The organism is Cellulomonas sp. P2_F12 (assembly GCF_056403775.1).
Genome location: NZ_JBFUEV010000004.1, coordinates 174,381 through 196,178, shown reverse-complemented (window position 1 = coordinate 196,178; position 21,798 = coordinate 174,381). Strand labels below are relative to the sequence as shown.

General features: G+C 72.0%; 21 protein-coding genes and 1 tRNA gene. 9 read left to right on the top strand and 13 right to left on the bottom strand.

Annotation, left to right across the window (positions count from 1 at the left end; all coding sequences use genetic code 11):
* Positions 1–7: 7 nt before the first annotated feature.
* The gene (locus AC1DWH_RS11490; protein WP_477093784.1) at positions 8–3,160 is read right to left on the bottom strand and encodes a glycoside hydrolase family 9 protein; all 3,153 of its coding nucleotides are present in this window, start codon (positions 3,158–3,160) and stop codon (positions 8–10) included.
* A gap of 191 nt (positions 3,161–3,351) precedes the next feature.
* On the bottom strand, positions 3,352–4,260 hold the full coding sequence (locus AC1DWH_RS11485; protein ID WP_477093783.1) for a hypothetical protein: 909 nt from the start codon (positions 4,258–4,260) through the stop codon (positions 3,352–3,354).
* Between the two features lie 151 nt (positions 4,261–4,411).
* Between AC1DWH_RS11485 and AC1DWH_RS11480 the strand changes: the two genes are divergently transcribed.
* Positions 4,412–4,951 carry a peptidylprolyl isomerase gene (locus AC1DWH_RS11480; protein ID WP_456843993.1) on the top strand — a complete coding sequence of 180 codons (540 nt, stop codon included), beginning with the start codon at positions 4,412–4,414 and terminating at the stop codon, positions 4,949–4,951.
* An 18-nt stretch (positions 4,952–4,969) separates the two neighbouring features.
* Here the strand turns inward: AC1DWH_RS11480 and AC1DWH_RS11475 are convergent, their stop codons facing one another.
* Positions 4,970–5,206, bottom strand: coding sequence for a hypothetical protein (locus AC1DWH_RS11475; RefSeq protein WP_477093782.1), 237 nt, complete (start codon positions 5,204–5,206; stop codon positions 4,970–4,972).
* Between AC1DWH_RS11475 and AC1DWH_RS11470 the strand changes: the two genes are divergently transcribed.
* Positions 5,190–5,819 carry a rhomboid family intramembrane serine protease gene (locus tag AC1DWH_RS11470; RefSeq protein ID WP_477093781.1) on the top strand — a complete coding sequence of 210 codons (630 nt, stop codon included), beginning with the start codon at positions 5,190–5,192 and terminating at the stop codon, positions 5,817–5,819. The two genes, AC1DWH_RS11475 and AC1DWH_RS11470, sit on opposite strands and share 17 nt — an antisense overlap.
* Positions 5,820–6,111: 292 nt before the next feature.
* On the opposite strand, the gene AC1DWH_RS11465 is transcribed toward AC1DWH_RS11470, so the two are convergent.
* Positions 6,112–6,357: a cell division protein CrgA gene (locus AC1DWH_RS11465; protein ID WP_456843995.1), complete on the bottom strand. Its 246-nt coding sequence runs from the start codon at positions 6,355–6,357 to the stop codon at positions 6,112–6,114.
* 187 nt (positions 6,358–6,544) lie between these two features.
* Here AC1DWH_RS11465 and AC1DWH_RS11460 point away from each other — a divergent pair, with 187 nt between their 5' ends.
* The 4 genes from AC1DWH_RS11460 to AC1DWH_RS11445 are packed head-to-tail and all read left to right on the top strand — an operon-like array spanning position 6,545 to position 8,969.
* Positions 6,545–7,375: a DUF881 domain-containing protein gene (locus tag AC1DWH_RS11460; protein WP_477093780.1), complete on the top strand. Its 831-nt coding sequence runs from the start codon at positions 6,545–6,547 to the stop codon at positions 7,373–7,375.
* Positions 7,372–8,154, top strand: a complete 783-nt coding sequence (locus tag AC1DWH_RS11455; RefSeq protein ID WP_477093779.1) for a class E sortase — start codon at positions 7,372–7,374, stop codon at positions 8,152–8,154. Before AC1DWH_RS11460 ends, AC1DWH_RS11455 begins: the two co-directional genes overlap by 4 nt.
* A gap of 31 nt (positions 8,155–8,185) precedes the next feature.
* Positions 8,186–8,344, top strand: a complete 159-nt coding sequence (locus AC1DWH_RS11450) for a hypothetical protein (RefSeq protein ID WP_477093778.1) — start codon at positions 8,186–8,188, stop codon at positions 8,342–8,344.
* Between the two features lies 1 nt (position 8,345).
* The gene (locus AC1DWH_RS11445; RefSeq protein ID WP_477093966.1) at positions 8,346–8,969 is read left to right on the top strand and encodes an aminodeoxychorismate/anthranilate synthase component II; all 624 of its coding nucleotides are present in this window, start codon (positions 8,346–8,348) and stop codon (positions 8,967–8,969) included.
* 54 nt (positions 8,970–9,023) lie between these two features.
* Here the strand turns inward: AC1DWH_RS11445 and pknB are convergent, their stop codons facing one another.
* The 7 genes from pknB to AC1DWH_RS11410 are packed head-to-tail and all read right to left on the bottom strand — an operon-like array spanning position 9,024 to position 17,720.
* Positions 9,024–11,021, bottom strand: a complete 1,998-nt coding sequence (pknB, locus tag AC1DWH_RS11440; RefSeq protein WP_477093777.1) for a Stk1 family PASTA domain-containing Ser/Thr kinase — start codon at positions 11,019–11,021, stop codon at positions 9,024–9,026.
* The gene (locus AC1DWH_RS11435) at positions 11,021–12,265 is read right to left on the bottom strand and encodes a serine/threonine-protein kinase (RefSeq protein WP_477093776.1); all 1,245 of its coding nucleotides are present in this window, start codon (positions 12,263–12,265) and stop codon (positions 11,021–11,023) included. The genes pknB and AC1DWH_RS11435 overlap by 1 nt, the downstream gene beginning before the upstream one ends.
* The gene (locus AC1DWH_RS11430) at positions 12,262–13,713 is read right to left on the bottom strand and encodes a peptidoglycan D,D-transpeptidase FtsI family protein (RefSeq protein ID WP_477093775.1); all 1,452 of its coding nucleotides are present in this window, start codon (positions 13,711–13,713) and stop codon (positions 12,262–12,264) included. Before AC1DWH_RS11430 ends, AC1DWH_RS11435 begins: the two co-directional genes overlap by 4 nt.
* Positions 13,710–15,161 carry an FtsW/RodA/SpoVE family cell cycle protein gene (locus AC1DWH_RS11425; protein ID WP_477093774.1) on the bottom strand — a complete coding sequence of 484 codons (1,452 nt, stop codon included), beginning with the start codon at positions 15,159–15,161 and terminating at the stop codon, positions 13,710–13,712. Before AC1DWH_RS11425 ends, AC1DWH_RS11430 begins: the two co-directional genes overlap by 4 nt.
* 10 nt (positions 15,162–15,171) lie before the next feature.
* On the bottom strand, positions 15,172–16,482 hold the full coding sequence (locus AC1DWH_RS11420) for a PP2C family protein-serine/threonine phosphatase (RefSeq protein ID WP_477093773.1): 1,311 nt from the start codon (positions 16,480–16,482) through the stop codon (positions 15,172–15,174).
* A 5-nt stretch (positions 16,483–16,487) separates the two neighbouring features.
* Positions 16,488–17,000, bottom strand: coding sequence for an FHA domain-containing protein FhaB/FipA (locus tag AC1DWH_RS11415; protein ID WP_477093772.1), 513 nt, complete (start codon positions 16,998–17,000; stop codon positions 16,488–16,490).
* A gap of 9 nt (positions 17,001–17,009) precedes the next feature.
* The gene (locus AC1DWH_RS11410; protein WP_477093771.1) at positions 17,010–17,720 is read right to left on the bottom strand and encodes an FhaA domain-containing protein; all 711 of its coding nucleotides are present in this window, start codon (positions 17,718–17,720) and stop codon (positions 17,010–17,012) included.
* A gap of 192 nt (positions 17,721–17,912) precedes the next feature.
* Between AC1DWH_RS11410 and AC1DWH_RS11405 the strand changes: the two genes are divergently transcribed.
* A tRNA-Leu gene (locus AC1DWH_RS11405) sits at positions 17,913–17,995 on the top strand.
* A 103-nt stretch (positions 17,996–18,098) separates the two neighbouring features.
* Here the strand turns inward: AC1DWH_RS11405 and AC1DWH_RS11400 are convergent.
* On the bottom strand, positions 18,099–18,905 hold the full coding sequence (locus tag AC1DWH_RS11400) for an SDR family NAD(P)-dependent oxidoreductase (RefSeq protein ID WP_477093770.1): 807 nt from the start codon (positions 18,903–18,905) through the stop codon (positions 18,099–18,101).
* Positions 18,906–19,153: 248 nt separating this feature from the next.
* Here AC1DWH_RS11400 and AC1DWH_RS11395 point away from each other — a divergent pair, with 248 nt between their 5' ends.
* Positions 19,154–19,732: a hypothetical protein gene (locus AC1DWH_RS11395; RefSeq protein WP_477093769.1), complete on the top strand. Its 579-nt coding sequence runs from the start codon at positions 19,154–19,156 to the stop codon at positions 19,730–19,732.
* Between the two features lie 15 nt (positions 19,733–19,747).
* On the opposite strand, the gene AC1DWH_RS11390 is transcribed toward AC1DWH_RS11395, so the two are convergent.
* Positions 19,748–20,119 (bottom strand): DUF952 domain-containing protein, encoded by a 372-nt coding sequence (locus AC1DWH_RS11390; protein WP_477093768.1) that lies wholly within the window; start codon positions 20,117–20,119, stop codon positions 19,748–19,750.
* Positions 20,120–20,191: 72 nt separating this feature from the next.
* Here AC1DWH_RS11390 and AC1DWH_RS11385 point away from each other — a divergent pair, with 72 nt between their 5' ends.
* Positions 20,192–21,793: an FAD-dependent oxidoreductase gene (locus AC1DWH_RS11385; protein WP_477093767.1), complete on the top strand. Its 1,602-nt coding sequence runs from the start codon at positions 20,192–20,194 to the stop codon at positions 21,791–21,793.
* Positions 21,794–21,798 lie beyond the last annotated feature (5 nt).

Sequence of the window (21,798 nt, the reverse complement as noted above, 5' to 3'; positions counted from 1 at the left end):
CACGCTGCTAGGACGCCGTGCAGGCGACCCCGTTGACCGTGAAGGCCGTCGGCGCGGTGTTGGTACCCGAGTGGGAGCCGTTGAACCCGATGTCCGTGCCGGCGCCCGGAGCCAGGGTGGCGTTCCATCCGAGGCCGACCGCGGTGACAGCGCTGCCCGTCTGGGACCAGGTCGCGCTCCAGCCCTGGGTCACCTGCTGACCCGAGGGGAACGTGAACCCGAGGGTCCAGGTCAGCGGGGACGTCGACGTGTTGGTGATCCTCACGCTCCCGGTGAAGCCCACGTTCCAGCTGTTGGCGGTGTACTTCACCGCGCAGCTGCTCGCGGTCGTCGTCGGCAGGGTCGTGAACGTCACCGACGGGCTCGCCGCCGAGACGTTGCCGGCTGCGTCCCTGGCGCGGACCGCGTAGGTGAACGCGGTGCTCGCCGTGAGACCGGTGAGGGTCGTCGACGCCGTCGTCGGAGAGGCCACCAGGGTCGAGGTGGCGCCCTGGACCCGGTACACGTCGTAGCCGGCAACGCCTCCGGCGTCGGTCGACGCCGCCCACGTCAGCGTGGCCGCGGTCTGCGTGATCGCCGACGCCGTCGGAGTGCCCGGGACGGTCGGGGCGGTGGTGTCGGTCGCGGCGGTGGTGGTGAAGGCGACCGAGGTGGACGTGGCCGAGACGTTGCCCGCCGAGTCCTTGGCCCGGACCGCGTAGGTGTACGCGGTACCGGGAGTGAGACCGGTGAGCGTGGAGGACAGACCGGTCGCGGTGCCGACCACCGTGGACGTCGTGCCGCTGATCCGCAGCACGTCGTACCCGGCCAGCGCGTACGTGCCGGGCGTCGAGGCGGTCCAGGTGAGAGTCGCCCCGGTCGAGGTGATCCCGGAGGCGGCGGGCGTCCCGGGCTTGCCGGGCAGCACGACGTCGACGGGCGGCGTCGAGGTGGTGAACGTCCCGGTGGCCGAGGCCGCCGACTCGTTCCCGGCGACGTCCTTGGCCCGCACCGCGTACGAGTACGCGGTGCTCGGCGTGAGGCCCGAGAGCACGGTCGACGCCGTGGTGGTCGAGGCGACCAGCGTCGAGGTGCTGCCCTGCACCCGGTAGACGTCGTAGCCCGCGAGCCCGCTGCCGGCGTCCGTGGACGCCGTCCAGCTGAGCGACGCGCCCGTCGAGGTGATCCCCGACGCCGTCGGGGTGCCCGGCACGGTCGGCGCCGTGGTGTCCGTGACTGTGCCGGTCGGCTCCGTGCCCCAGATGAGCTTGCCGCCGTCGTAGAGGGTGATCGCCTTGGTCTTGGCCGGCGCGGTGGTGGTGAGGCCGACGAACGAGGCGTCGTTGGACGCGTTCCACGTGGAACCACCGGTGATCCGGAACTGGATCTCGCGGCGGTGCTGGGACTGGCCACCGGGGTAGATGTTCTGCCCGACGCAGCTGATCTCGGCGTAGTAGAGCGAGCCACCCGCGCTGACCGGCTTGGCGGTCTGCGGTCCGCACTCGCTGTAGTTGGCCGACACGATGAGGTTCGCGGCCGAGTCACCGGCGTCGAGCGTGAACCAGTAGCGCAGCGTGCCGTTGGTCAGCGACCGGGCCGGGAACGCCGACTGGTTGCGGATCATGGCCTTGACCTCGGTGAACGTTCCGCCCGCCGGCTGGTTCAGCATGGCCTCGATGAAGATCTCGTCGCCGTCGGGCTGCTCGGCCACCGGGAAGCTCGCGAGTGCCGTCCCGCCGTACTCCTGGGTGAGCCGGGCGAGCGCGCTGGAGAAGCCGGCGTTGTAGTCGGTGGCCACCTCGTTGGAGGTGTAGTCGGACCGGCTGTCGGTGTACGCGTCGTTGGCGCTCGAGGGACCGCCGACCAGCGCGCCGTACAGGACGTGCCGGGTCTTCACCGGGTCCGTGATCGAGTCGAGCCACGAGCCGTGCGCGGTCCGGTGGTGCGGGCTCTGCGGCGGGTTGGCGCCGAAGCCGACGACGAAGCTCGACTTGCGGGGGTTGTCGCCGAGCGCGTAGTTGATCTGCCGGACGCCGAAGTCGTGGTACCTGGCCTTGCGCGTGGCGTCCGTGAGCCAGTCGGAGTAGACGAGCGCGACGAACGAGGTGTTGGCGGCGTACCGCAGGGAACCCCACGAGTCGAGGACGGCCTCGCCGCCCGGCGAGTACGGCACCCTCTGGCCGTTGACCCCGACGGTCCAGTAGTCCAGCCACCGGTTGGCGTCGTCGATGTACTGCTGCTTGCCCGTCTCCATGGCCAGCAGCGCGTACATGGCGTAGGTCTTGTCGTCCCACGCGACCGTCCACTTGTACGAGTGGGTGGTCGTCTGGTTCTCGACGCTCAGCTTGGTGTACTCGGACTCGGCCTTCGCCAGGTACGTGGCGTCGCCGGTCGCCTTGTAGAGCCAGTAGGCGCCCCACACCAGCTCGTCCTGGTAGCCGGACCACGACTTGTAGTACGCGGACGCGGCCGTCACGCAGTCGGAGTACGCACCGCGGTAGGTGTCCGCGAACGTGTACAGCTGCTTGGCGTGCGCGAGCAGCTTCGCCGAGTAGGTGGGGTCGTCGGTCTTGAACACGATCGCCGACGAGGCCAGCGCGGCGGCCGTCTCGCCGGCGACGTCGGACCCCGGGCAGGACGCGCTGATCTTGAACGACGGCCGCGCCATCGTCATGACCTCGGCGGGTCCCCACCACTTGTGGTCAGCCTCGCCGTCGCCCACCTGCACGTACAGCTCGTTGGGAGCGGTGTGCGCCTTGACGAAGTAGTCGTCCACCCAGCGCAGGTTGCCCTTGAGCTCGTCCAGCTGGCCGGCCCTGGTGTAGCCCTGCGGCGACGCGATGGCACCCCACGCCAGCATCGTGGTGCTGAACGCCATCGGCAGGCCGAACTTCACGTGGTCGCCGGCGTCGTACCAGCCGCCCGTGAGGTCCTTGCCCACGTCGGCCCCGTCGGTCATCCCGGAGTCGCCCCGCCAGGACACGGGGTTGTCGGCCGGGAGGTCGCCGGAACGCTGGGCCTCGTAGAAGAACATCGACTTCTGCAGGGCTTCTGCGTAGTTGTAGGTCGGGTCGGCGGCGGTGGCCGCACCGGCGAGCGGCGCGACGAGCAGGCCGGCGGCGACGGTGAGCACGGTGCTGCACGCCATCGCGACGCGACCGCGGGTTCTGGGGCGGTGCATGGGGTCCTCTTCCACGGCACTGGAGACGGTGGGGGTCGGCGGGCGGCCCCGGCGTCGCCTCGCTGCGGCCCCGGCACGACGCGCCTCGCGCATCGTGCAGAGCGGACCTTCGGAGGGTCAACGGCCAAAACGTTTCGGACAGCACGCGACCCCCGGGCCGCAGGGGCTCGGGGGTCGCGGGGTACGAACGGTCAGACGGCGGGGGCGTCGCCCTCGGTCGGGATCTCCGTCGTGGTCTCGGACGGCGTCTCGGCCGGGGCCTTCGTCGTACGGCGGGTGGTGGCCTTCTTCGCCGCCTCGGTGGCCTCGGCGACCTTGTCCGTGAGGTCGTCCTTCGCCTCCGAGACCTTCTCGGTGAGGCTCTCGGTCGCGGCGCTGACCTTCTCCGCGGCCTTGCGGGTCGCGTCGCGGCCCTTGGCGACGGCGCTGCCCGCGGCCTCCCCGACGGCGTCCGCGGCCTCGGCGACCCGCGCGTGCGCCGTCCCGGTGTCCGTCGGCTCCCACGGCTCGGCCCACGGGTCGACGCTCGAGCGCGACCGGGTCCACGCGGCGGCGGCGGCGCCCAGGCCGATGAGCGCGGCGAGCAGCCAGAAGACCTTGGCGCCCGTGTGCTTCTTCTTCTCCTGGGCTGCCGCGGCAGCAGCGACGGCCGCCGCCGCGCCCTTCGCGTTGTCGGAGGCCGCGTCGGCGGCCTTCTCGACGGCCGCGCCGGCCTTCACCGCGGCCTCGTTCATGGCGGCGACGAGCTTGGGCAGGAAGTCCTCGACGATCCGGTCGTGCGCCGTGTCGATGGCCGGCGAGACCTTCTCCGCCGCGCTCTCGACCTTCGGCGCGGCCGCCTTCACGCTCTCGTGGTACAGGTGCTCCGCCCGCGGCAGCAGCCAGTCGATGAACGCCTCGACCTTCGGGGTGGTCCAGTCCTTCGCCGACGACGCGGCGTCGCCCGCCTTCGCGGCGGCGTCCTTCAACGACTCAGTCGCGCTCCCCGCGCTCTCCTTGGCGCTCTTGGCGGCGTCGGCGAGGGTGGCACCCAGGTCGGCCGCCTGGTCCTTCAGCTTCTCCGTGTCGACGTCGATCTTCGGGCTCTTCGTGAACGGCATCTCGGCTCCCGGCTCGTTCGGCTGCACTGGCCTCCCACTCTGCCACCGCGGGAGCGGCAGCGCAGGATGGTCTTTGTCCGGAACAGTGCCCGTGGCCTGCGCAACCGTACTTTCACCGGTGTGCTCCAGGCTCGCGTGCGAGACTTCTCGCATGTTTGCGACCCTGCACACGACCGCCGGAGACATCCGGATCGAGCTCTACCCCAACCACGCGCCCCGCACGGTGCAGAACTTCTCGGGGCTGGCCACCGGGACGATCCCGTGGACGGACCCGACCACGGGCGAGGAGCGGACCGACCCGCTGTACGCCGGCGTCGTCTTCCACCGCGTCATCTCCGGTTTCATGATCCAGGGCGGTGACCCTCTGGGCACCGGTCGCGGCGGCCCGGGCTACACGTTCGACGACGAGATCCACCCCGAGCTGTCGTTCAACGAGCCCTACCTGCTCGCCATGGCCAACGCCGGCAAGCGCCTCGACCCGACCACCGGCAAGGTCGGCGGCACCAACGGCTCGCAGTTCTTCATCTCGGTCGCCCCGACCGAGTGGCTCAACGGCAAGCACACGATCTTCGGCAAGGTCGCCGACGACGAGAGCCGCGCCGTGGTCGACGCGATCGAGAGCACCCGGGTCCGCCCCGGCGACCGTCCGGTCGAGGACATCGTCATCAACTCGATCACCATCGAGGACTGAGACCACCATCAGCGAGCTCTACGACGCCGGCGCGCCGGTCGCGCCGCCGGTCTGCCCTCGGCACCCCGACCGGGTGTCGTACGTGCGGTGCCAGCGGTGCGGCCGGCCCACCTGCCCGGACTGCCAGCGGCAGGCGGCCGTCGGCATCCACTGCGTCGACTGCGTCGCCGAGGCCGCGCGCGCCCTGCCCACCACCCGGACCGCGCTGGGCGGCGTGCGCCACGCCGGACGACCCGTCGTGACGATCACCCTCATCGGGCTCTGCGTCGTCAGCTTCATCCTGCAGCTGGTGGTGCCGACGTGGACCGCGCGGTGGTTGTTCTCGCCGATCGCCGGGTACTACGAGCCGTGGCGCTTCCTCACCGCGGCGTTCCTGCACTCGCCCGGCCAGTACGTGCACATCCTGTTCAACATGGTGGCCCTGTGGTTCGTCGGGCCCGCGCTCGAGACCGCCCTGGGCCGCGCGCGCTACATCACGCTCTACCTGATGTCCGCCATCGGCGGCTCCGTCGGCTCGGTCCTGTTGGCCGGCGCCACCCACAGCTGGTCGACGGCCAGTGTCGGGGCGTCCGGCGCGGTCTTCGGGCTGTTCGGCGCGATGCTCGTGGTCAGCAAGCGGCTGGGCGGCGACGTCCGCGGGATCCTCGTGCTGATCGGCATCAACCTGGCGCTCGGGTTCGTCATGGCGAACATCGCCTGGCAGGCCCACGTCGGCGGCCTGGTCACCGGCGCGCTGCTGACCGCGGCCTACGCGTACGCGCCCGTCGAGAGGCGACGGGTCGTCGCCGTCCTCGCCCCGGTCGTGCTGGGCGCGATCCTGCTCGGCGCCACGCTGGCGGCGTACGCGTCCGTGGGCGCCTTCTCCTGACAGACTGCGCGCGCCCGGTCCGTCGGCCCGCGGCCCACGGTCGCTCTGAGCGGCTCCCACAGCGGGTTTTCGGCCCTTCGGCACTGTCCCCACAGTTACTCACACCTGTGGAACTACACCGCTGTAGTTATCCACAGAGTTGTGCACCGCTGGGGACAGTCGACGCGTTTCCGCAGGTCAGCAGCTGTGGGTGTGGACGGAGCCGACGCCTCGCCGGTGGGGGCGAGGGTGGGGACGACGAAGGCGCCGCCCGCGGTGCGGACGGCGCCTGGGTCAGGCTGGGAGGAACCGGTCAGCGCCAGCGGGTCGTCATGCCGAAGCCGGCGATGATGAGGACGAACCCGATGAGCAGGTTCCACTGGTCGATGCCCGGGATCGGGTACTGCGACCGGGTCAGGTACGTGACGACGATCCAGACCAGTCCGAGCAGCATGAGCCCGAGCATCACCGGCAGGAACCAGGGCGGGTTGACCTTGGGCGCCGACTTCACGGGCGGCGGTGTGTATGTCGCCTTCTTGCGCGACTTCGACTCAGGCACGTCCGGTGCTCCTGTCCTGCGGCTGTGCGGCGCGGGGGCCGCGGGGGACCACGCGGGTGAGGTCGCGGTCGGATGGCGGTCGATCGTGGTGCAAGGGGCCGCATCGTCACGGACTCATCGCATCGTGACCTAGCGTAGTGCCCGCTTGCACCGCCCGTCGCAGGGCAGCCCACCCGAGGAGCCGTTCGTGACCGACCACCCGCACCGCGCGCGTCGCGTCGTCGCGCGCGGGACGCTGTCGGTCGCGCTGGTACTGGCGCTGTCCGGGGCCCTCTTCGCGGCCAACGCCAAGTTCGCCCGGGCGTCCGGCGAGCGGCACCCGCAGGACCTGCGCGAGCTCGCGCTGGTCGAGACCGAGCGGGTCACGCAGCTGTCCACCGAGGTCGACGGGCTGCGCACCGAGGTCGACGCCCTGACCACGACCGAGAACTCGGCGACCGGGACCCAGGTGGGCACCCCGAGCGTGGGCTACGTCGTCGAGGGCGGGCTGGTGCCCGTGACCGGGCCGGGCGTCACGGTCCAGCTCGACGACGCCCCGGCCGACTCCCCGCGGCGCGAGGACGTCAGTCCCGACGTGCTGGTGGTGCACCAGCAGGACCTCCAGGCCGTGATGAACGCGCTGTGGGCCGGTGGCGCCGAGGCCATGGAGCTCATGGACCAGCGGGTGATCTCCACCAGCGCGGTCCGGTGCGTGGGCAACGTGCTGCGCCTGCACGGCCGGCTGTACTCGCCGCCGTACATCGTGCGGGCCATCGGCAACCCCGCCGACCTGCGCAAGGCGCTCAACGCCTCGCCGGCGGTCCAGTCCTACCTCCGCGATGCTGCCGACGTCGGGCTCGGCTGGTCCGTCACCGACGCGCAGGACCCGCTGGAGCTGCCCGCCTACTCGGGCACCACGGAGCTGTCGTCGGCCACGGTGCCCGACGGCGTCGAGATCCTGCCCGGGCTGGAGGCGGCCGAGGACGAGGCCCGCGCGCGCAAGGCTGAGGACAGCGAGACCATCGGGGGCACACGGTGACCGGCCAGACGACGACCGAGCAGACGCCGGCGCCGCCGAGCAAGGGCGGCCGGGTCCGCCACGTGACCTACGGGATCATCGGCGTGATCGGCGAGATCCTCATCACGCTCGGGGTCCTGCTCTTCGCGTTCCTGGTCTGGCAGCTGTGGTGGACCGACGTCATCGGCAACCGCGCGCAGGCCGAGATCGTGCGCGAGCTGCCGTTCGAGCCGGTGCCCACCCCGACGGTGGGTGCGCCCACGGGTCCGGTCATCGCGCCGCCGCGCCGCGACGAGCCGCCGGTCATGGCCGAGCCGCCGCACGCGACGACGTTCGCGACGATCCAGGTGCCACGCTGGGAGGGCGAGCCCGAGCGCCCGATCAGCCAGGGGACGGACCGGGCGACGGTGCTCGACGTGCTCGGCATCGGCCACTACGAGGGCACCGCGATGCCGGGCGGCGTCGGCAACTTCGCCGTGGCGGGCCACCGCACCACCTACGCCAAGCCGTTCAACCGGATCGCGGAGCTGCAGGTGGGCGACCCGCTCGTCATCCGCACCACCGACAACATCTGGTACGTCTACCGCGTGACCTCGACGGAGATCGTCGCGCCGACGAACGTCGGCGTCATCGCGCCCGTCCCCAACGACCCGGGTGCGGTGCCGACGGAACGCATGATCACGCTCACCACCTGCCACCCGATGTTCTCGGCGCGCGAGCGCTACATCGTCCACGGCGTGCTCGACTACTGGGCCCCGGTCGCGGACGGCATACCGGCCGAGCTGGCCGGTGGCGCATGATGGTCACCCTCGAACTCGTCGGAGGACGCTGATGTACGGATGGCTGTGGCGGCACACCCCCGGGCCCGTGGCCGTGCGCGTCCTGCTGCTGACGCTCGCCGCGGCCGCGGTGCTGGTGGTCTGCTTCGCGTGGGTCTTCCCCGCCATCTCCCCGCACATGCCCTTCAACCAGACGACGGTGGGTGAGTGAGATGACGCGGATCCTCGTGATCGACAACTACGACTCGTTCGTCTACACGATCGTCGGCTACCTCAACCAGCTGGGCGCCGAGACCGTGGTCGTGCGCAACGACGCCGTCCCGCCCGTCGAGGAGCGGACCGGGTTCGACGGCGTGCTCGTCTCGCCCGGACCGGGCACCCCCGCCGACGCCGGCCAGAGCATGCAGGTCATCCGCGACTGCGCCGCCGCCGGGCTCCCCATGCTCGGCGTGTGCCTCGGCCACCAGGCCCTGGGCGAGGTGTTCGGCGGCACGGTCACGCACGCGCCCGAGCTCATGCACGGCAAGACCAGCCAGGTCGAGCACAAGGGCACCGGCGTGCTGGCCGGGTTGCCCGACCCGTTCACCGCCACGCGGTACCACTCCCTGGCGGTGGTCAACGGGACGATCTCCGACGAGCTCGAGGTCACTGCCACGGCGCACGGCATCATCATGGGCCTGCAGCACGTGTCGCTCCCCCTGCACGGGGTCCAGTTCCACCCCGAGTCGGTGCTCACCGAGGGCGGCCATCGGCTGCTGGCCAACTGGCTCGAGATCTGCGGCGACGACCAGGCCGTGGCCCGGTCCGAGGGCCTGCACCCGCTCGTCCGCCTCTGACCACGCACGACGAAGGGGCCGCCCCGCCGGGACGGCCCCTTCGTCGTCTGTTGGCTAGGGCTTGGTGGTCGGCGCTGCGCTCGCACCGGTCCCCGTCGGGCCCTTCGACGTGTGGACGTCGATCTGCTGGTCCAGCGGGACCTCGTCGCCGGCCGTCGGGTCGGTCCGCAGCACGGTGCCGCTCGGCTGGTCGGACGCCTCGTCGATGCGGTTGAAGTTGTTCAGCCCGAGGGCCTGCAGCTCCGCGACGACCTGGTCGTAGGACTTGCCGACGAGGTCGTTCGGGATGGTCGCCGTGGTGCGCGCGATGGCGACCTGCAGGTTGATGACCCGACCCTGCTTGACCAGGGTGCCGGCCGCGACGTCCTGCGCGACGACCTGGTCGGGCGTCGCGTCGGACTCGACGGTCGACGTGTTGACCTGCAGCTTGGCCGCGTTGAGCAGCGCCGTCGCGTCCGACTTGCTCTTGCCGACGACGTCCGGCACCTGCACGTTCCCGGTGGAGACGAACAGCGTGACCTCGGTGCCCGCGTTGACCGACTGGCCCTCGGGCGGGTCGGTCTTGGTGACCTGCCCCTGCGGGTACTCGGGATTGTCGTCGTCCTGCCGGTTGGCGGAGACCTTGAGGCCCGCCGCCGTGAGGGTGTCGACCGCCTCCTGCTCGGTCTTCCCCGCGACCGAGGGGACGGCCAGGCTGGACGGCCCGGTCGAGATGAAGACCTTCACCTCGGACTCTGGCGCTACCTCGGCGTCCTTGCCGGGATCGGTCTTGGTGACGTGCCCGGGCTCGATCGTGTCGGACGGTTCCTCCTGGCGGACGAACAGCAGGTTCGCGGCCTCGATCGTCGACTTGGCGTCGGCCTCCGTCATGTTCGAGACGTCGGGGACCTTCACAGTGTCCGAGGGCGCGTTCTTGTTCGCGTTGGCCACGAGCAGCGCGACGATGCCCGCGACGGCGAGCACGGCGATCGCGATGAGGAGCGGCAGCAGCCACGGGCGCCGACGGCCCTCGTCGTCCTCGTCGTAGCCGGCGGTCGCGACTGCGGCGCCGGTCGAGGCCCACGGCGGGCTGGCCGGCGGCATGGCCTGCGTGGTCGCGACCGGCGGGGCCATGAGCTGCGTGGCCTCGGTGGCCGGCGTGGCGACCAGGGCAGCGGCGGCGAGCGCACCGACGGCCGGCGCACCGACGGCGCCGCCGCGGACGGCAGCCTCGAGGTCGGAGCGGAACTCGGCGGCCGTGGAGTAGCGCGAGTCGCGCTCCTTGGCCAGGGCCTTGAGCGTGATGCGGTCGAGGGTGTCCGGCACGTCGGACGCGAAGGTGCTGGGCACCGGCGCGGCCTCGCGGACGTGCTGGTAGGCCACGGCGACGGGCGAGTCGCCCATGAACGGCGGACGGCCGGTGAGCAGCTCGAACAGCAGGCAGCCCGTGGAGTAGAGGTCCGAGCGGGCGTCGACGGTCTCGCCGCGCGCCTGCTCGGGCGAGAGGTACTGCGCGGTGCCGATGACGGCCTGCGTCTGCGTCATGGTCGCGGCCGAGTCGGCGACCGCGCGCGCGATGCCGAAGTCCATGACCTTGACCGCGCCCGTGGGGGTGAGCATGACGTTCGCGGGCTTGATGTCGCGGTGCACGATGCCGGCGTGGTGGGAGTACTCCAGGGCCGACAGCACGCCGGCCGTGATCTCCACCGCCTCCTCGATGGGCACCGCGTGCCCGTCGCGAAGGATGTCCCTGACCGTGTGGCCCTCGACGTACTCCATGACGATGAACGGCACGTGCGCGACGACGCCGGTGGGCTCGGTGAAGACGTCCTCGCCGGTGTCGTAGACCGAGACGATGGCGGGGTGGTTCAGGGCCGCGGCGGACTGGGCCTCGCGGCGGAACCTGTTCTGGAAGCTCGGGTCGCGCGCGAGGTCCGAGCGCAGGATCTTGATGGCCACCGTGCGACCGAGCCGGGTGTCGTGGCCGATGTGCACCTCGGCCATGCCACCACGGCCGATGAGCTCGCCGACCTCGTACCGTCCGGCGAGGATGCGGGATCCGTCGTCCACCACTAGGCGTCCTTTGCTTCCGTCGATGCCGGGTCTGCGGCGAGCGCTGCGGACCCGTTCTCGGTGATCATCCCATCGAGGGTGTCGCCACGAGGGTAATGGGCGGCCGTGGCCGACAGCCGGGTCTGGCTGCCGGGCGGGCCGTCCGCCTTGGTCAGCTGGGCCGCCAGCGCGGCGCCCAGGAGGCCCACGAGCAGCAGCACCAGCGCGAGCAGGGGCCACGAGAGCCGCGCCGAGCGGCCCAGCCGGACGCCCGTCGTCGTCGAGCCCTTGCGGGCCGCGGCGCGCGTCGTCGGCTCGTCCGCACGGCGCGTGCGGCGCGGCGGGTACGAGGGCGGCGGGACAGCGGGAGGCGAGATGGCGGCCGTCGCGAACGTGTCGGGGGTGCGCTGCTGGGTGCTGACCAGCACGGGGACGCCCGACGGCGGCGTGCGCGGCACCAGCTTGTCCAGCAGCTGCGCGAGCTCCTCGCCCGAGGCCGGACGTGCGCTCGGCTCCTTGGAGAGCAGGCGGATCACGAGGGCGGCGAGCTCCTTGTCGACGCTCGCCGGCAACGGGGGCACCGGGTTGTTCACGTGCGCGACGGCGATGTCGACCGCCGTCGGACCGGTGAAGGGCCGGTGCCCTACCAGCGCCTCGTACGCGATGATCCCCAGCGAGTACAGGTCGGACAGCGGCGTCGCGGGCTTGCCGACGGCCTGCTCCGGCGAGAGGTACTGGGCGGTGCCCATGACCATGCCGGTCGCGGTCATCGTCACCTGGTTGCGGGCCAGCGAGACGCCGAAGTCGGTGATCTTCACGCGCCCGCCGCGGCCCAGCAGGATGTTGCCGGGCTTGACGTCCCGGTGCACGACGCCGGCCAGGTGCGCGGCGTGCAGCGCCCGTGCGGTCTGGGCGAGGATCGGCAGCAGCCGGCGGGTGGGCAGCACGGGCTCGCGCTCGAGCAGGTCGGACAGGGGCTCCCCGACCACCAGCTCCATGACGAGGAAGCCGGAGCCCTCCTGCTCGCCGTAGTCGAAGAGCTGTGCGATGTTCGGGTGGGACAGGGAGGCCGAGTTGCGCGCCTCGGTGCGGAACCGCTCGAGGAACCCGCGGTCGCCGGCGAACTCCGAGCGCAGCACCTTGACCGCGACCGGGCGGGCCAGGGCGTCGTCGTACCCCTCCCAGACCTCGCCCATGCCGCCGACGGCGATCTGCCGGACCAGCCGGTAGCGCTCGCCGAGCAGGACTCCCGATGCCGTCTTCACGATCCCAGCACCGCCTCGATGACGGCCTTCGCGATCGGCGCCGCGACCTTGCCGCCCGTCGCCTCGTTGCCCGCGCTGCCGCCGTGCTCGACCAGGACCGCCACCGCGACGCGCGGCGCGTCCGCCGGCGCGAAGGCCGTGAACCAGGCGTGCGGCGCCTGCCCGTCGGACGTCTGCGCGGTGCCCGTCTTGCCGGCCACCTGGACCCCGGGGATCTGGGCGGCGGTGCCGGAGCCGCTCTGCACGACGCCGACCATCATGTCGCGCAGCGCCGCGGCCGTGCCGGGCGACACCGCCGTCGAGTAGAGCGTCGGCTCCGTCTCGTGGACCTTGCGCAGGTCGGCCGAGCGGACGGTCTGCACCACGTACGGCGTCATCAGCCGGCCACCGTTGGCGATCGCCGCGGAGACCATCGCCATCTGCATCGGGGTGGCCTGCACGTCGCGCTGGCCGATGGCCGACTGGGCCGTGACCGGCGCGTTCATGTCGTCGGGGAACACGCTCTCGACGACCTTCATCGGGATGGTCAGGCCGGGGTCGTTGAAGCCGAACCGCTCCGCCTGCGCCTGCAGGGCGTCCGCGCCGACGTTGAGCCCGAGCTGCCCGAAGGCCGTGTTGCAGGAGACCCGCAGGGCGTCGGCCAGCGTGATCGGGTCGCTGCCGCAGCCGCCGCCGCCGAAGTTGCCGATGGTCGCGGTGGTCTGCGGCAGGGAGAGCTGGACGGGCGCGGGCAGGGTGCTCTCGGGCGTGTACTGCCCGCTCTCGAGGGCGGCCGCGGCCGTGACCAGCTTGAACGTCGAGCCCGGGGCGTACCGCTCGAGCGTCGCGTTGCTGCGCAGCGGGTTGCCGGGGGCGGACGCGAGCTGGTTGTAGGCGGCGCCGGCCGCCTTGGTGTCGTGCGACGCGAGCAGGTTGGGGTCGAATCCGGGGGTCGAGACGAGCGCCAGGATCCGGCCGGTCGACGGCTCGAGCGCGACGACGGCGCCCTGCTGCCCGGCCAGCCCGTCGAGCGCGGCCTGCTGGGCGGCGGGGTTGATCGTCGTCTCGACCGCCGCGCCCTCGGGCTGGCGGCCCGTGAGCAGGTCCCGGATGCGGGAGAAGAACAGCTGGTCGCTGCGGCCCGTGAGCTCGTCGTTCGCCGCGTTCTCCAGCTGCGTGCGGCCGTTGACCACCGAGTAGAAGCCGGTCATCGCCGAGTACAGCTCGCCGTTGGTGTACGAGCGCTGGTACCCGTACGAGTCCTCGACCTTGGTCGACTGCGCGATCGCCTCGCCGGCCACGACGATGGGCCCGCGGGCGTTGCCGAACTCGCGGTACAAGGTCCGGACGTTGCGGCTGTCGTTGTTGAGCTTCTCCGCCTGGAAGTACTGCACCCAGGTGGCGCTGGCCATGAGGCCGACGAACATGATGAGGACGACGGTGGCCAGGCGGCGCAGCGGCGTGTTCATCGGACACCGCCGATGACTTCGGTCGGCTGGTCGTCGTCCCCGCTGCCGCTGCTGCCGCCGCCGACGACCACCGGGGTGCCCGCGATCGGCGTCAGCACCTGCTTCATCGACGGTGCTGGGCGACGGGCCTCGTCGGAGATCCGCAGCAGCAGCGCGACGATGACCCAGTTGGCCACCAGCGACGAGCCGCCGTAGGCCAGGAACGGCGTCGTCAGGCCGGTGAGCGGGATGAGCCGCGTGACGCCGCCGACGACGACGAAGGTCTGCAGCGCGACGATGAACGCGAGGCCGCCGGCGAGCAGCTTGCCGAACCCGTCGCGCACGCCGATCGCCGTCCGCATGCCGCGCTCGGTGAGGATGGCGTAGAAGAGCAGGATCGCCAGCAGCCCCGTGAGGCCGAGCTCCTCGCCCAGGGACGCGACGATGAAGTCCGACTCCGCGAACGGCACGAGGTCCGGCCGGCCCTGGCCCCACCCGGTGCCGAACAGCCCGCCGCTGGCCATGCCGAACAACCCGCGCACCAGCTGCCCGGAGCCGCCGGGGCTCTGGTCGAAGACGGCGGGGTCGAACGCGTGCAGCCAGGCGTCGAAACGTGCTCCGACGTGCGCGAACGCGCTCGCGGCCAGGACTGCGCCGACGACGAACAGGAGCAGGCCGATGACCACCCAGCTCAACCGTTCGGTGGCGAGGTAGAGCATCGCGACGAACAGCCCGAAGAACAGCAGCGACGTCCCCAGGTCCCGCTCGAGCACGAGCACCGCGACCGAGGCGCCCCAGACGATGAGGATCGGGCCCAGGTCCCTGGGCCGGGGCAGCTGGAGGCCCAGCACCTTCGGCCCGGCGAGCGCGAGGGTGTCGCGGTGCGTGACCAGGTAGCCCGCGAAGAAGATGGCGAACGCGATCTTGGCGAATTCCGCCGGCTGGAACCCGACCCCGCCGATGCGCACCCAGATCCGGGCGCCGTTGATCAGCACGCCGAGTCCCGGCACCAGCGGCAGCAGGACCAGCACGAGACCGGCGACCATCGCGGTGTACGTGTAGCGCCGCAGCGTCCGGTGGTCGCGCAGGAGCACGAGCACCAGGGCCGCCAGCACCACGGAGATCGCCGTCCACACCAGCTGCCGCTGGGCGAAGGTGTCGTCGCGCCCGCGGGCCGTGTACGCGAAGTCGATCCGGTAGATCATCGCGAGGCCGATGCCGTTCAGCGCGACCGTGATCGGCAGGATCACCGGGTCCGCGAACGGGGCGCGCCAGCGCAGGACCAGGTGCACGCCGATCGCCAGCGCCGTCAGGCCGAGGCCGTAGCCGATGACGTCGGGCGGCACCTTGTCCGAGGTGCCGATGCCGGCGAGCGCGTACGACGCGACGCCGATGGCGAGCGCGAGCAGCAGCAGGCCGAGCTCGACGCCCCGGCCGGCCCGCACCCGGTGCGGCTGGACGGTAGCCATCACGCGCGGCTCACGGTGTGGCCGTCCCCGACGGGGTCGGCGCCGGGGTGGCGGTCGGGCCCGGGCTCGGCTGCGGTTCCGACGTGTCTTCCTGCAGCATCACGACGAGCCCACGGGCGTCGTCGAGGGAGTCGGCGTGGATGGTCTGCTCGACGCGCTCGCGGAGGTAGCCCGAGCCCAGGTCCTCGACGTCGGTGCCGGTGCGCTCGACCACCGACGACAGCGCCACCGGGCCGAGCGTCTGCGGCAGGCCGCGGAAGATCACGACCTCGCCGGCGTCGACGCCCACGTAGTACTGCGTCTGCGTCCAGCCGTACGCGATCGCGGCGCCGGCGATCACGACGACGGCACCGACCACCCAGGCGACGATCGTGCGCCACCGGCGAGGGGTGGGCGCGGGCTCGTCCTCGTCGTCGGCGGGCGTCGGCGGCTCGGCGGCTCCGTCGGGCTCCGGCGGCTCCTTGGCGGTGCGCGTCAGGGTCGCCGCACGGGCCGCGGGGCCGTCGGCGGCGGACGTCGGGTCGTTGCGGCTGAGGGCCGCGGCGCCGACGATCGTCGCGTTCGTCGTCGGCCCCGCACCGTCGGCCACCTGGTCGAGCTCGATGACGTCGGCCAGCACCACGGTGATGTTGTCGCCGCCCCCGGCGCGCAGCGCGAGCTGGACCAGGCGGTCCGCGCAGGCGTCGACGTCGGCGATCGTCGCCATCGTCTCCTCGATGGTGTCCGCGCTGACGAAGCCGGACAGGCCGTCGGAGCACAGCAGCCAGCGGTCGCCGGGCCGAGCCTCGCGGACCGAGAGGTCCGGCGTGACCTCCGGGTCGAAGTCGCCGAGCACGCGCATGACGACCGAGCGCTGCGGGTGGTGCTCGGCCTCCTCGGGCGTGATGCGGCCGATGTCGACCAGGTGCTGCACGAACGTGTGGTCGGTGGTGACCTGCGTGAGCACGCCGTCGCGCATCAGGTAGCCGCGCGAGTCGCCCAGGTGCACCATCGCGAGCTTGTTGCCGGCCCGCAGGATCGCCAGCACCGTCGTCCCCATGCCCGTGAGCTCGGGGTCGGCGTCGGTGCGGGCGATGATCTCGTCGCGGGCGTCGGCCAGCGCAGTCTCCAGCTGGTCCAGCGCGTCGTCGGGGCCGTGCGACTCCCCGTCCAGCGGCGCGAACGCGGCGACGGCGACCGACGAGGCGACATCCCCGCCGGCGTGCCCGCCCATGCCGTCCGCGACCATGAGCAGGTGGGGCCCGGCGTAGGCCGAGTCCTGGTTGTTGGAGCGCACGAGTCCGACGTCGGACCGCGCCGCATACCTGAGTGCGACGGTCACCGGGTCTACCTCTGCAGCTCGAGGATGCTCTGTCCCACGCGGACGGGTGTACCCGTCGGGACGGCGGTCGGCGCCTCGACGCGCTGGTCGGCCACGAATGTCCCGTTCGTCGATCCGAGGTCCTCGACGAACCACTGGCCACCCTGCGGGAAGATCCGGGCGTGCCGCGACGACGAGTAGTCGTCGTCCAGGACGAGCGTGCAGCCGGGGGCGCGGCCGATGAGCACCGCCGACGACCCCAGGGGGACGATCGTGCCGCGCAGCGGGCCCTCGGTCACGACGAGCCGGCTCGGGCCCGTCCCGCTGCGCGCGGAACGGGGTGTGCGGGTGGGGGCCGTCTCCGGCTTGGCGGGTTCCGTGGCCACGGCTGCCGCCGCGACGGGCACCTTGCGGCGACGACGGTCCGTGATCCGCGTGCCGTACAGGTCGCGGCGCAGCACACCGATGGCGAAGAGCACGAGCACCCACAGCAGCGCCAGGTAGCCCAGCCGCAGCAGGGTGATCGTCAGCTCACTCATGTGCCGGCGTCACTCGTCCAGGTCCGGCTCGCCGCCTGTCCAGAACAGGATCCGGGTGCGCCCGATGGTCAGCGTGTTGCCGTCCAGCAGGGTCGCGGCCGGAACCTGGTGGCCCTCGACGAAGAGTCCGTTGGTGGATCCCATGTCCGTCGCGACCACGCCGTCGGACGTCACGCGGATCTCGAGGTGGCGCCGCGAGACGCCCGGGTCGTCGACGATGATGTCCGCCTCCGACCCGCGACCGATGACCGTGACCGGCCCGGTGAGGATGTAGCGCTGACCGTCGATGTCGACCAGCGGGTGGCGGGCGCTGGGGGCCGAGCCGGCGCCGGCCGGCGCCACCGCCCCGCGGACCGTCGCACTGTGCACCCGGAACCGTGCGGCCTCGAGCTCGGCGTCCTCGCTGAACGACACGGTCACCGGCCCGACGAACGCGTAGCGCTGGCTCGCCGCGTAGTCGGTGACGTTGTTGGCGAACTCGTCCGCCAACGCCTCGGCACCCCACGACTCCACCTGGTCGTAGTCGGCAGATGCCAGCTCGATCGTGAACTCGTTGGGGACGACAGTCCGGTCGCGCCCGACGACGGCCGCCCGGTCGTCCACCTCGCGCCGCAGCGCGCTGGAGAGGTCGAGCGGCTTGAGCTCGCTCTTGAAGGCCTTGGCGATGGCGTTGTTGACGACGCGCTCGACGCCGTTCTCGAACCTGTCGAGGATGCCCACAGCCACCTCCCCGTGCCTCTCGCGCGTCCACCTGCACGTGTCGTGCCGACGATCCGCCCTGATCGTATCCGTGACCCGTGGGTACGGGCCCGGATGCCGGGTGATGTGCGCGCGGCGTCCCCGCGGCCGCTCCCGCCGTCGCGGACCTCGGTTCCAGAGCTACCTCATCTCCGTGCTAATGTTCTGCGGCGCGCGCGAGTGGCGGAACGGCAGACGCGCTGGCTTCAGGTGCCAGTGTCCGAAAGGGCGTGGGGGTTCAAATCCCCCCTCGCGCACACGTGGGTAGGTCCGGAAGGAACTGCCTGAGCAGTGACGAAGCTCCCGGTCAGGGTTCTCTGACCGGGAGCTTCGTCGTTGGCGGACGTCGCGGTACCGCCCTCAGATCGCCGACCAGCCGCCGTCGGAGGCGAGCACGACACCGTTGACGTTGGTGCCGTCGTCGCTCAGCAGGAAGGTGATCGACGCGGCCACCTGAGCCGCCTGCGCCGGGGTCGGGATCACGACCTGCATCAGGGGCGCGAGCCGCCCCATGGCGATCTCGGAGGCGAACGAGGCTTCGATGTTCGTGATCGTGGCGCCGGGCGCGACCGCGTTGGTGCGGATGCCGAGCGGTCCGTACATCACGGCCGAGTTCTTGGTGACACCGACGATCGCGTGCTTCGACGCGGTGTAGGCGACGCCGGCGGCCGAACCGCGCAGGCCCGCCTCGGAGGCGACGTGCACGACCGAGCCGGACCCGGCGGCGAGCATCAGGGGGACGATCGCTCGCGTGAGTCGCACGGTGCCGAGCACGTTGACGCGGAAGACGCGATCCCACACCGCGTCCGTGACCTCGTGCACGGGGGTGAAGTCGTCCATGATCCCGGCGACGTTCGCCAGGCCGTGCACGGTGCCGCCGGTCGCGTCGACGATCCGGGCGACGTCGCCCTCGTCGCTGACGTCGCCGACCACCGTGACGATGTCGAGGTCAGGGTTCTCCGCCACGAGCTCCTCGAGGCGCGTGGAGCTGATGTCGCTGGCGATGACCCGGCCGCCCTCCCGGGCGACGCGGAGCGCGGTGGCGCGGCCGATCCCGGAGCCCGCGCCGGTGACGACGACGGTCCTGCCGGCGAACCGGGCCGGGACCACGACCTCGTCCCACTCGCCCGCGGTCGCAGAGCTGACGGCGTCCCTGATGTCAGACATGGTGCCCTTCCTTCTTCTCTTCTCACGCGTGCCTCGTTCCCGATGCTGCTCGCGCTGCCCGCAGCCGGCGTAGGGCCTTTGGTCCGCACCGCCGCGGGCGACGTCGCCTCGCAGATCCGACGGGACCTGGACAAACTGCCTGGTCCCGGCCCCTTTCCAGCGCCCCCCGCTCATCGGTACGGTCGGGCCACGCCTTCCGGACCCCCGGCATCGCGTGCCGTGGGATGTGTCGCCGAGAGGGGCGTGCCGTGACCGCACCGCAGAAGTTCGCCCGTCGGCTCTCCGGGGCGGTCGGCGTGCTGCTCGCCGTTCTGCTGGTCGCGTCGTGCGACGGCGGGGGGATCAGCCTCCCCACCCCGACGTTCACGGTGCCCACGCCCACGGTCACGATCCCGTCGCTGCCGACGCCGACCGTCACGATCCCGTCGCTGCCGACGCCCACGCTCCCGTCTCGGCCCACCCCGACCGTGACGCCGGAGCCGACCGCCACCGAGGAGCCCGCTCCGGTGCCGACGCCGACGGAGACGGTCGTCGCCCCCGTGCCGACCACCCCGCCGACCGAGACGGCGGTGGCTCCTGAGCCCACGCCGACGCCGACACCCACGCCGACACCCACGCCGACCCCGACCCCGACGCCCACGCCGACTCCGACTCCGACTCCGACGAGCACACCCACGCCGTCCCCGTCCCCGTCGGTCGACGACGCGGCGGAGTCCGACACCGGCGGAACGCCGGCGTGGGTCTGGTGGCTCGTCGCGCTGCTCGTCGTCGGTCTCGGTGTCGGGATCCCGCTGATCGTCCGAGCACGTCGACAGGCGTCGGCCTGACCGCCGTCGCAGGCGTCAGGTGCGGAACCGGCCCTCGTCGTCGAACCAGGCCGGTCGGACCTCGACCACCCACGCGGGGTCGATCGCGCCGTACACATGGGGAAACAGCTCGCCCGTGCCGCCGTCCTCCTCGACCACGGCGACACCCGCGCGCCTGATCGCCGACTCGTCGAGGACCAGCACGACCAGGTCGGCCGGGTCGTCGGCGTAGAAGGCCTCGGCGACGCGCGCGACCTGGTTCGGCCGGGAGGCGTGGACGAAGCAGACGTCGTCGAGGGTGCGGCCGCGGGTGGAGACGCGGTAGGAGCCGGCGCGCAGGGCTGCCTCCCACTCGTCGCGGTGAGCGAGGTGCAGGAGCTCGGTCACGGCACCCTCGTCGACTCCCACGGTTGCGAGTATGCCGCCTGCTCATCTGCGACGATGCGGTGGTTCTGAGTCCCCTCGCCACCATGAGGTCCCGTGATCAGCGCCGCCGAGCTCTCCGCCATCCCGCTGTTCGCCGACCTCACGTCGGACCAGCTCGACTTCCTGACCCGGGCCGTCGAGGACATCGCGCTGGTGCCTGGCGAGTACGCGGTGCACGAGGGCGACGAGCGCGCGCTGTTCGTCGTGGTCGAGGGTCGCGTCGAGCTCACCAAGGAGGTCAACGGCGTCGAGCGGGTGATCGGTCCGCGCGGCCCCGGCGAGCTGTACGGCGAGGTGCCGGTGATGCTCAGCATGGCGATGCCGGCTAGCTGCGTGGCGGTCGAGCCGTCGCGGATGCTCAAGGTGGACGTCGGGACGTTCTTCACGCTGGCGGGCATGGCTCCGCAGGTGGTCGCCACGGTGGGTGCCCTGGCCAAGGGCCGGATGGAGGGGCTCAAGGAGCTCGCGTCCGAGAAGCCCACGCCGGACGTGGTCGTGATCGGCCCCCTGGTCGACCCGCGGGTGCACGAGCTGCGGACGTTCCTCAATCGGAACCGCATCTCGTTCGACACGGTGAACGCGGACGGGACGGTCGTCGTGGAGCTGGCCGACGGCCGACGGCTGGTCGACCCGACCGTGCGGGCCGTCGCGCTCGCGGCGGGGCTGCCGGTCTTCCCGGTCCACGACGAGTACGACGTGGTGATCATCGGCGGCGGGCCCACCGGGCTGACGGCTGCCGTGAACGGTGCCGCCGAGGGGCTGCGCACGCTCGTCATCGAGAAGTTCGCCCCGGGCGGCCAGGCGGGCACCTCGACGCGGATCGAGAACTACACCGGGTTCCCGTTCGGGGTCTCGGGCGACGAGCTCGCGGCGAAGGCGATGCGCCAGGCCAAGCGGCTGGGCGCCGAGATCGTCGTCACCCGGGAGGTCGAGGCGGTCGACCCCGCGTCCCGGACCCTCACGCTCGACGGCGGCGCCCGGATCGGCGCCAAGGTCGTGCTGCTGACGTCGGGGGTCGAGTGGCGTCACGTCGAGCTCGAGGCCATCGACCGCTTCGTCGGCAAGGGCGTGTACTACGGAGCTGCACGCAGCGACTCGGGCCTCGCGCACGGCAAGGACGTCTTCATCATCGGCGCCGGCAACTCCGCGGGGCAGGCGGCCCTGTTCTTCTCACGGTTCTCGCGGAGCGTGACGCTGGTGGTCCGGGGGGAGTCGCTCGCCGCGAGCATGTCGCAGTACCTGATCGACCAGATCGCCTCGAGCCGCCACATCACCGTCGAGACCCGGTCCGAGGTCGTCGGGCTGCGTGGCGGCGACTACCTCGAGCAGATCGACGTCGCCGACCGCCGGGCGGGCGCGGTCGTCGAACGTGAGGCCGAGGTGCTGTTCGTGATGATCGGTGCCGACGCGGTCACGTCGTGGCTGCCCGCCGACGTGGCGCGCGACGACCACGGCTACGTGCTGACCGGCCCCGCGGCCCGCGTGTCGGGCGGCTGGGCGCAGGAGCGGGAGCCGTTCGCGCTCGAGACGACGGTGCCGGGCATCTTCGCCGCCGGCGACGTGCGGTCGGGATCCGTGAAGCGGGTGGCGGCCGGGGTGGGCGAGGGCGGCATGGCGATCGCGTTCGTGCACCAGTTCCTGGCGCTCGGCACCTGAGTGTC

What these genes read in the sequence shown, in the direction of transcription:
- AC1DWH_RS11490 (WP_477093784.1), bottom strand. Translation starts at nt 3,160, where the DNA reads ATGCACCGCCCCAGAACCCGCGGTCGCGTCGCGATGGCGTGCAGCACC.
- AC1DWH_RS11485 (WP_477093783.1), bottom strand. Translation starts at nt 4,260, where the DNA reads ATGCCGTTCACGAAGAGCCCGAAGATCGACGTCGACACGGAGAAGCTG.
- AC1DWH_RS11480 (WP_456843993.1), top strand. Translation starts at nt 4,412, where the DNA reads ATGTTTGCGACCCTGCACACGACCGCCGGAGACATCCGGATCGAGCTC.
- AC1DWH_RS11475 (WP_477093782.1), bottom strand. Translation starts at nt 5,206, where the DNA reads ATGAGGGTGATCGTCACGACGGGTCGTCCGGCGTGGCGCACGCCGCCC.
- AC1DWH_RS11450 (WP_477093778.1), top strand. Translation starts at nt 8,186, where the DNA reads ATGTACGGATGGCTGTGGCGGCACACCCCCGGGCCCGTGGCCGTGCGC.
- AC1DWH_RS11445 (WP_477093966.1), top strand. Translation starts at nt 8,346, where the DNA reads ATGACGCGGATCCTCGTGATCGACAACTACGACTCGTTCGTCTACACG.
- AC1DWH_RS11430 (WP_477093775.1), bottom strand. Translation starts at nt 13,713, where the DNA reads ATGAACACGCCGCTGCGCCGCCTGGCCACCGTCGTCCTCATCATGTTC.
- AC1DWH_RS11425 (WP_477093774.1), bottom strand. Translation starts at nt 15,161, where the DNA reads ATGGCTACCGTCCAGCCGCACCGGGTGCGGGCCGGCCGGGGCGTCGAG.
- AC1DWH_RS11415 (WP_477093772.1), bottom strand. Translation starts at nt 17,000, where the DNA reads ATGAGTGAGCTGACGATCACCCTGCTGCGGCTGGGCTACCTGGCGCTG.
- AC1DWH_RS11400 (WP_477093770.1), bottom strand. Translation starts at nt 18,905, where the DNA reads ATGTCTGACATCAGGGACGCCGTCAGCTCTGCGACCGCGGGCGAGTGG.